This is a genomic window from Komagataeibacter kakiaceti JCM 25156 (assembly GCF_000613305.1).
In genome coordinates this window covers 1-2,430 of sequence record NZ_BAIO01000356.1, presented here as the reverse complement: position 1 = coordinate 2,430, position 2,430 = coordinate 1, and the positions used below count along the sequence as shown (strand labels likewise).

General features: G+C 62.6%; 2 protein-coding genes and 1 pseudogene. 1 reads left to right on the top strand and 2 read right to left on the bottom strand.

From position 1 onward, the window contains the following. Positions 1 to 340, bottom strand: a pseudogene (locus tag JCM25156_RS31280) (hypothetical protein); the annotation flags it as partial. Between the two features lie 68 nt (positions 341 to 408). Further along, positions 409 to 684, bottom strand: coding sequence for a DUF2312 domain-containing protein (locus tag JCM25156_RS13690; protein WP_025813525.1), 276 nt, complete (start codon positions 682 to 684; stop codon positions 409 to 411). A 251-nt stretch (positions 685 to 935) separates the two neighbouring features. On the opposite strand from JCM25156_RS13690, the gene zwf reads away from it, so the two are divergent. Continuing rightward, positions 936 to 2,417 (top strand): glucose-6-phosphate dehydrogenase, encoded by a 1,482-nt coding sequence (gene zwf / locus JCM25156_RS13685; protein WP_025813524.1) that lies wholly within the window; start codon positions 936 to 938, stop codon positions 2,415 to 2,417. Positions 2,418 to 2,430: the final 13 nt, after the last annotated feature.

Below are 2,430 nucleotides of genomic sequence, written 5' to 3'. Positions count from 1 at the left end.
GTTCATAGGCGGGAATATCGCTTTCCGCCCCGTCCTCCCCATAATCGGGGGCCAGCGGCGTATGCTGGCGGGCAGTCGGCTCCGGTTCCCACACGGGCACATCCGGTGGCGCGGTCATGCCCACCGGGGCGGATGGCGGGGTGCTGCCCGGCCCCATCGCCATGACCCGCAACTGGGCCTGAAGATCGTCAAGCTGCACGGCCAGGTTATCAAGCCGCCCCTTTACGCCAAACACCGCGAAGGGCACCAGCAGCCACACCAGCGCGAACAGCAGGCCGCCCACCACAAGCGCGGCCTGCGCCCAGGGCGGCATCCATTGCGGGAATAGGGACGACAGCATATCGCGCCACCACCTGAACTGAAGTTGACCCGGCAGCGCGCGCCCGATGGCGCGACGCCGCCAGAACGTTACATGCCAAGCGCGCGGCGGTAGATGTCAAGCAGGGTTTCCTGCTCTTCCACCTCGGCCGGTTCCTGCTTGCGCAGGCGTATGATCTGGCGAATCACCTTTACATCAAAGCCCGCGGACTTGGCTTCGGTAAAAATGTCCTTTATGTCGCCCGCAAGCGCCTTGCGCTCTTCCTCAAGCCGTTCGACGCGTTCAATGATGCTGCGCAGGCGATCGGCTGCGATACCACCGACCGCAGCGGACCTGTCTTCCGCCTCGAAATTGTCAGCATTCATGGCAGTTGTCTCCAGATATCGTGATTGTGCCGTTGCGCGCCCGTCGGACATATGAAGGGAATGTCACTAGGCGACAGGGTGGAACGGCGGGATTATCGCGCCATTGCCCGATGGTCAATGCCAACTTGACAGCGTGAAGAGGCGGGCCGTAATCGGTACGGCAACCGGTATGCCACTTTCGTGTCATACCCAATAGGCCGCGCGCCGCCACCGGCACGCAGGCACCAGATACAGGCAGGAGGCCGAGTTCCATGGCACATCTTCCCCCCGTTGACGCCTTTGATTACATCGTTTTTGGCGGAACAGGGGATCTGACCATGCGCAAGCTCCTGCCTGCGCTCTATTATCGCTACCGCGATGGGCAGATCCCTGATGAATCGCGCATCATCGGCACGGCGCGCTCCCCCCTTTCCCGCGCGGATTACCAGCAGCGCGCCCATGCGGCGCTGAGCACGCATGTCCAGCCCGACGCGCTGGATGACGCCACGGTCCAGCGTTTCCTGAACATGGTCTACTATGTCAGCCTCAACGGGGCGGAGGCCGACAGCAACTGGCCCGCCATCCGTGAACTGCTGGGCACCGCGCCCGCCACGCGCATCCGCGTTTACTACCTTGCCACCTCCCCCGCGCTGTATGGCCAGATCTGTGAGAACCTGAGCCGACAGGAACTGATTACCGAACAGTCGCGCGTGGTGCTGGAAAAGCCGATCGGCACCGACCTGGCCAGCGCGGAGGCGATCAATGACAGCGTTGGCCGCCACTTCCCGGAAAACCATATTTTCCGCATCGATCATTACCTGGGCAAGGAAACGGTCCAGAACCTGATCGCGCTGCGCTTCGCCAATCCGGTGTTCGAACGGCTGTGGTCGTGCGATGCGATCGACTATGTGCAGATCACGGCGGCTGAAACCGTGGGGGTGGAGGGGCGTGGCGCGTATTACGACCGCTCCGGCGCGCTGCGCGACATGATCCAGAACCACCTGCTGCAGGTATTGTGCCTTGTGGCCATGGACCCGCCCGTATCGCTGGAAGCCGACAGCGTGCGCAATGAAAAGCTCAAGGTGCTGCATGCGCTCAAGCCCATCTCGGCGGATGACGTGGCCATCTACACCTCTCGCGGGCAGTACGCGCGCGGCACCATTGGTGACAGGACGGTGGGCAGCTACCTGGAGGATCTGGGCGAAGGGGTGACCAGCGAGACGGAAACCTTCGTGGCGCTGAAGGCCGAAATCCTGACATGGCGCTGGGGCAACGTGCCGTTCTACCTGCGTTCGGGCAAGCGCATGGCGGAAAAGTGCAGCGAGATCGTGATCCAGTTCAAATCCGCGCCATGGTCGATCTTCAGCAACCGGCCCGAACCCAACCGGCTGATCATCCGCATCCAGCCCGATGAGGGGGTGATGCTGTGCGTCTCCACCAAGGATCCGACCCCGACCGACAGCCTGACCCTGCGTGCCGCCGACATCAACATCGAATTCGAAAAAGCCTTCAACATCCGTTACCCCGATGCCTATGAGCGGCTGCTGCTCGATGTGGTGCGCGGTGACCCGATCCTGTTCATCCGCCGTGACGAGGTCGCCGCCGCATGGCGCTGGATCGACCCCATCCTGCAGGGCTGGAAGGAAAACAAGGCCCCGCTCGAACCCTATGCCGCTGGCACGTGGGGGCCGGAAGGCGCGCGCAACCTGCTCTCGCAATCGGGCCATCTGTGGCATGAGGACATGAAAAAATAACCGCCCGTATGAC